Here is a 6540-nt window from a genome sequence, read left to right as displayed (position 1 = left end):
GGGGGGGGTGGAGGAGCGCGTCCGGACGCTGGTCAGGAGCATCTGCCGTTGTCCGGATCCGGTCAACACGCTTCAATGCGGGGTGACATCGGACTGTGAACGGCGTGACCCGGGTGTGAACGGACGCCCCCGGTCCACCTGCCCGCCCACCCCACGCGGCGCCGCGGTCCGCTCCCCCACCGTGAACGTTCACTGAGGAGCCCTCGTGAGCCACACCGAGGCCGATCTGGTGCAGCTCCTGCACACCGGCCCCTTCCATCTGGCGCTGCGCACCGCGCTGGCCGTGCGCGGGCTGCCGCTCCAGCGGGTCCAGCACCATCTCGCGCACCGGGGCATCAAGGTCGGGGTGACGAGCCTGAGCTATTGGCAGCAGGGCGCCCGTCGCCCCCAGCGGCCGGAGTCGCTGAAGGCGGTCCGCGCGCTGGAGGAGGTGCTTCAGCTGCCGGGGAACTCGCTGCTCCGGCTGCTCACGGAGGACGCGTCCGCGCGGTTCGAGGTGGAGCGCCCGGCGGCCCGTTCGTACCGCTCGCTCGTGGAGGCGTCCGGTTCCGTCGAGGAGCTCCTCGCGGGCCTCGAGTCGCCGACGGACGGCGGGCTGCACACGGTGGGGCACCATGAGCGGGTACGGATCGGGGCCGGGCGGGAGCTGGTCGGGCGCGAGTCGCAGCAGGTCGTACGGGCGCACCGGGACGGCGTGGACCGTTATCTGGCCATCCACCACGGGGACCCGGGCTGCGACCCGTCACGGGTCGCGGTGCGGGCGGCGGAGAACTGCCGGACGGGGCGGGTGCGGTGGGACGCGGCGACGGGGGTGCTGGTGGCGGAGCTGCTCTTCGACACGCGGCTGCGCGCCGGGGACACGTACCCCTTCTCGTACGGCTTCGAGGACGGTACGGCGGGGCCGAGCGGGGAGTACGTGCGGGGGTTCAGTTTCGCGGGCGGGCAGTACGTGCTGCAGGTGCGCTTCGACGAGGCGGCGCTGCCCGTGCGGTGCCGGCGGTTCGCGCAGGCCTCGACGGGTGCGCCGCGCGGTGGCCGCGCGGAGCTGACCGTGAGCGGCCGGCACCGGACGGTGCACGTCGTGGAACAGGGGGTACGCCCGGGGATCCTGGGGATCGACTGGGACTGGACCTGACGGGGACCGGCCTCGCCGCAGACTCGATGCGGCAGGGCCGGGGTCCGGTGGGGCCGTAACCCTGCGGCGACGCCCTGAACCGGAGGGGTCCGACCGGCGCGGAGTCCGGTTCAGGCCTTGGGCGCGGCCTCGGGGCCCGCGATCAGCTTGCCGTTCTCGACACGGACCGGGACGGCGGGGAGCGGGACGGTGGCCGGGCCCTTGAGCGCCTTGCCGGTCGTCACGTCGAAGCGGCTGCCGTGGCAGGGGCAGTTGCCCTCGTTGTTCTCGATCTTGTCGAGGACGCAGCCGGCATGGGTGCACTGGGCGCTGAACGCCTTGTACTCGCCCTGGGCCGGGCAGCTCACCACGACCTTCTGCTCGCGGTAGAGCTTGGCGCCGCCGACGGGGATCTCGTCCGGGGCACCCAGAGCGACCGGGGCGGTCGGGGTCGGGACCCCGGCGTGGCCGAGCTTGGACTCGGTGGAGCAGGCGGCGACTCCCAGCCCGGCGGCACCGGCGAGAGCGGCGCCCTTCAGTACGGTGCGGCGGCTGGACTGGCCGGACATGGGCGCTCCACGGTGGATCGGGGCAAGGCATGACCGAACCGACGATACCGGCGGGGTTCCCCGCGCCGACGGCCGGGCCCGGGTCCGTCCCGAGACGGAGCAGGGCCCCCGAGGAGGGGCCCTGCCGGGAACGTCAGGCCTTGCGGGCCCGCGTCGTCGCCTTCTTCGCGGCGGCCTTGGTGGCGGTCGCCTTCGTGGCCGTCTTCTTGGCGGCCGTCTTGGTCGCGGCGACCGTCTTCGCCGTCGCGGCCTTCTTGGCGGGCGCCTTGGCCGGAGCCTTCTTCGCCGCCGTCTTCCTGGTCCCCCGGGCCGCCGGGACGGTCACCCCGGCGTCGCTGACCCGGTCCGCGCCGAGGATCTCGCGGAGGAACTTGCCGGTGTGGCTCGCCGGAACCGAGGCGACCTCCTCCGGCGTGCCCTCGGCGACGACCAGGCCGCCGCCGCTGCCGCCCTCGGGGCCCATGTCGATGAGCCAGTCGGCGGTCTTGATGACATCGAGGTTGTGCTCGATGACGATCACCGAGTTGCCCTTGTCGACCAGACCGGACAGGACCTTGATCAGCTTCGAGATGTCCTCGAAGTGCAGACCGGTGGTCGGCTCGTCCAGGACGTAGACCGTGCGGCCCGTGGAGCGCTTCTGGAGCTCGGAGGCGAGCTTCACGCGCTGCGCCTCGCCGCCCGAGAGCGTCGGCGCGGACTGGCCGAGCCGGACGTACCCGAGGCCGACCTCGTTGAGCGTGCGCAGGTGGCGCGCGATGGTCGGGACGGCCTCGAAGAAGTCCAGGGCCTCCTCGATCGGCATGTTCAGGACTTCGGCGATGGACTTGCCCTTGTAGTGGACCTCCAGGGTCTCCCGGTTGTACCGGTCGCCGTGGCAGACCTCGCACGGGACGTAGACGTCCGGGAGGAAGTTCATCTCGATCTTGATCGTGCCGTCGCCGGAGCAGTTCTCGCAGCGGCCGCCCTTGACGTTGAAGGAGAACCGGCCGGGCAGGTAGCCCCGGACCTTGGCCTCCATCGTCTCGGCGAAGAGCTTGCGGACGTGGTCGAAGACCCCGGTGTAGGTCGCCGGGTTCGACCGCGGGGTGCGGCCGATCGGGGACTGGTCGACGTGCACGACCTTGTCGACGAGGTCGTCGCCGTCCACGCGCGTGTGACGGCCCGGCACCGACTTGGCGCCGTTCAGCTCGCGCGCGAGGTGGGTGTAGAGGATGTCGTTGACCAGGGTCGACTTGCCGGAGCCGGAGACTCCGGTGACGGCGGTGAGGACGCCCAGCGGGAACGAGACGTCGATGTCCTGCAGGTTGTTCTCGCGGGCCCCGTGAACGGTGAGCCGGCGGCCGGGGTCGACCGGTCGGCGGATGTCCGGGGTGGGAATCTCCCGGCGGCCGGACAGGTACTGCCCGGTCATCGACTCCTCGTTGCGGAGGAGGTCCTTCAAGGTGCCGGAGTGGACGACCTTGCCACCGTGCTCACCGGCGCCGGGGCCGATGTCGACGATCCAGTCGGCGACCTTGATGGTGTCCTCGTCGTGCTCGACGACGATGAGCGTGTTGCCCATGTCCCGGAGCCGTACGAGGGTCTCGATGAGACGGTGGTTGTCGCGCTGGTGGAGGCCGATGGACGGCTCGTCGAGCACGTAGAGCACACCGACCAGGCCGGAGCCGATCTGGGTGGCGAGCCGGATGCGCTGGGCCTCGCCGCCGGAGAGGGTGCCCGCGGCGCGGTTGAGCGAGAGGTAGTCGAGGCCGACGTCGACGAGGAAGCGCAGCCGCTCGTTGACCTCCTTCAGGACCCGCTCGGCGATCTTCTTGTCCCGGGCGTTCAGCCTGAGCCGGGAGAGGAACTCGGCGCAGTCGCTGATCGACATCGCGGAGACCTCGGCGATGGACTTCTCCATCACCGTGACCGCGAGGACGATCGGCTTGAGCCGGGTGCCCTCGCAGGTGGGACACGGCACCTCGCGCATGTAGCCCTCGAAGCGCTCGCGGCTCGAGTCGCTCTCGGCCTCGGTGTGACGCCGCTTGACGAAGGAGACGGCCCCCTCGAAGGCCGGGGTCGTGTACGCCCGCTCCCTGCCGTACCGGTTGCGGTAGCGCACCTCGACCTGGGTCTTGTGGCCGTACATCAGGGCCTTCTTGGCGCGCTGCGGCAGTCCCGCGTACGGCATGTCCGTACGGAAGCCGAGGGCCTGCGACAGACCGCCGATGAGCCGGCCGAAGTACTCCTTGGTGTGGCCGTGCGACCAGGGGTGGATCGCGCCCTCGTCGAGGGACTTGTCCTCGTCGGGGACGATCAGCTCAGGATCGACCTCCATGCGGGTGCCGATGCCGGTGCAGTCGGGGCAGGCGCCGAACGGCGAGTTGAAGGAGAAGGAGCGCGGCTCCAGCTCCTCGAAGGACAGGTCGTCGTACGGGCAGTAGAGGTGCTCCGAGTACATCCGCTCGCGCTCGGGGTCGTCCTCGTCGAGGTCGACGAAGTCGAGCACGACCATGCCGCCGGAGAGTCCGAGCGCGGTCTCGACGGAGTCGGTGAGACGGCGCTTGGCGCTGTCCTTCACGGTGAGGCGGTCGACGACTACCTCGATCGTGTGCTTCTCCTGCTTCTTCAGCGTCGGCGGTTCGCTCAGCTGTACGGTCACGCCGTCGACGCGGGCGCGGCTGTAGCCCTTCGTCTGGAGGTCGGCGAAGAGGTCGACGAACTCGCCCTTGCGCTCGCGCACGAGCGGGGAGAGCACCTGGAAGCGGCTGCCCTCGGGGAGCTCGAGGACCTTGTCGACGATGGCCTGCGGCGACTGGCGGGAGATCGGCCGGCGGCACTCGGGACAGTGCGGCTTGCCGATGCGGGCGAAGAGCAGGCGGAGGTAGTCGTAGACCTCGGTGATGGTGCCGACCGTCGAGCGCGGGTTGCGCGAGGTCGACTTCTGGTCGATGGAGACCGCGGGCGACAGACCTTCGATGAAGTCGACGTCCGGCTTGTCCATCTGGCCGAGGAACTGCCGGGCGTACGAGGAGAGCGACTCGACGTAGCGGCGCTGCCCCTCGGCGAAGATCGTGTCGAACGCGAGGGAGGACTTGCCCGATCCCGAGAGCCCGGTGAAGACGATCAGGGAGTCACGCGGGAGGTCGAGCGAGACGTTCTTGAGGTTGTGCTCACGAGCGCCACGGACGATGAGACGGTCGGTCACGCCGGTCCGCACCTTTCTTCAGAGAGCGGATGCTGCGCAGGGATGCCGCACAGAGCTGATGTGCCTGAAACACCCAACGCTTCAAGGATGCCGGATGCTTCCTTCGAGCTTATAGCACGCACATTCGATTTCCGGACTCCCGGAGACCTCTTCACCCGAACGAGTGGTGACACCCCGGCTGGCACTAGGGTCGGCGCCATGATCGACCACGAACGCGACCTCGCTCACGTACGCGAAGCGACCGAAAGGCTGCTGACGGCGGCCGCCTCCCTGGACAACGCGGCGACCGCCGAGCCGTCACGGCTGCCGGGCTGGACCCGTGGCCATGTGCTCGCCCACGTCGCCCGGAACGCCGACGCTCTGGTGAACGTCCTCCAGGGGCTCCCCATGTACCCCGACGCCGCGACCCGCGACGCCGACATCGAGCGCGACTCCGGCCGCCCGCTCGACGTCCAGCTCGCCGACCTGCGCGAGACCGCCGAACGCTTCCAGGCCGTGGGCGCCGAGCCGGCCGACTGGAGCCGGACGGTCGAGCTCCGCAACGGCGTCCTGGACAGCGCCTCCCGGATCCCGTTCCGCCGCTGGGTGGAGGTCGACCTGCACCACGTCGACCTGGGCGTCGGCTACGAGCTGCAAGACCTGCCCGAGGAGTTCGTGAACCGCGAGATCGACTTCCTCGCCGACCGTTTCGCGGGCCTGGAGACCGTGCCGGCGACCGCCCTGTGGGCCGACGGCGGCCGGGTGTGGAAGACCGGCGGCACGTCCGGCGGCGTCGTCGTCACGGGCAGCCCCGTCGAGATCCTCGGCTGGCTGGCCGGGCGCCGTGACGGCGCGACCCTGGAGACCAAGGGCGGCCCCCTGCCGAAGCTCCCCCCGTTGTAGCGCTCGCAACCCCTTCCGTCGGCGGGCGGGACTAGTCTGAGCGCATGACGTACAGCGGAGTGGTGAAGGTCGGCGGGGCGGCGGACGTACACGAGCTGACAGACCTGATGATCTCGAAGGTCGCGGTCGGCCCGATGGACAACAACGCGTATCTGCTGCGCTGCCGGGCCACCGGCGAGCAGCTGCTGATCGACGCGGCCAACGACGCGGACACCCTCCTCACGCTGATCGGTGACGACGGCATCAAGTCCGTCGTCACCACCCACCGCCACGGGGACCACTGGCAGGCGCTCGCCGACGTCGTCGCCGCGACCGGCGCCGTGACGTACGCGGGCGCGTACGACGCGGAGGGCATCCCGGTGGCGACCGACGTGCCCGTCGAGGACGGCGACACGATCCGGGTGGGGCGGGTCGAGCTGACCGCGCGCCGCCTGGTCGGGCACACCCCGGGCTCGATCGCCCTCGTCTACGACGACCCGCACGGCCACCCGCACGTCTTCACCGGCGACTGCCTCTTCCCCGGCGGTCCTGGACGGACGACACATCCGGAGGAGTTCGACTCCCTGATGAGCGGCCTGGAGGCCAAGCTCTTCGGCGCCCTGCCCGACGAGACGTGGGTCTACCCCGGCCACGGCAACGACACCGCCCTCGGCACGGAGCGGCCCCACCTCGCGGAGTGGCGCGCACGAGGCTGGTAACCGTCCAACGCCGACCGCCCCTGTTTCGAAACCGAAGCGGGGGCGGTCGCGCATTCAGGCCCGTTACGCGCTCGGGAGCGTCATGCCCAC

General features: G+C 70.7%; 5 protein-coding genes. 3 read left to right on the top strand and 2 right to left on the bottom strand.

The window, feature by feature from the left end; translation table 11 throughout:
• Positions 1 to 205: 205 nt before the first annotated feature.
• Positions 206 to 1135, top strand: a complete 930-nt coding sequence (locus IF00_RS0135380) for a hypothetical protein (protein WP_030325309.1) — start codon at positions 206 to 208, stop codon at positions 1133 to 1135.
• A gap of 110 nt (positions 1136 to 1245) precedes the next feature.
• On the opposite strand, the gene IF00_RS0135375 is transcribed toward IF00_RS0135380, so the two are convergent.
• Complete coding sequence (locus IF00_RS0135375) at positions 1246 to 1683, bottom strand: Rieske (2Fe-2S) protein (protein WP_030325306.1); 438 nt, start codon at positions 1681 to 1683, stop codon at positions 1246 to 1248.
• Positions 1684 to 1816: 133 nt separating this feature from the next.
• On the bottom strand, positions 1817 to 4870 hold the full coding sequence (uvrA, locus tag IF00_RS0135370) for an excinuclease ABC subunit UvrA (protein WP_030325304.1): 3054 nt from the start codon (positions 4868 to 4870) through the stop codon (positions 1817 to 1819).
• Positions 4871 to 5068: 198 nt separating this feature from the next.
• Between uvrA and IF00_RS0135365 the strand changes: the two genes are divergently transcribed.
• Both IF00_RS0135365 and IF00_RS0135360 read left to right on the top strand, forming a co-directional pair.
• Positions 5069 to 5752, top strand: coding sequence for a maleylpyruvate isomerase family mycothiol-dependent enzyme (locus tag IF00_RS0135365; RefSeq protein ID WP_030325303.1), 684 nt, complete (start codon positions 5069 to 5071; stop codon positions 5750 to 5752).
• Positions 5753 to 5796: 44 nt separating this feature from the next.
• Positions 5797 to 6450, top strand: coding sequence for an MBL fold metallo-hydrolase (locus tag IF00_RS0135360; RefSeq protein WP_030325301.1), 654 nt, complete (start codon positions 5797 to 5799; stop codon positions 6448 to 6450).
• Positions 6451 to 6540 lie beyond the last annotated feature (90 nt).

It is taken from the genome of Streptomyces flavochromogenes (assembly GCF_000717595.1).
GTDB lineage: Bacteria > Actinomycetota > Actinomycetes > Streptomycetales > Streptomycetaceae > Streptomyces > Streptomyces flavochromogenes.
The sequence above is the reverse complement of the archived record's forward strand: the minus strand, read 5'-3'. Positions and strand labels throughout refer to the sequence as shown.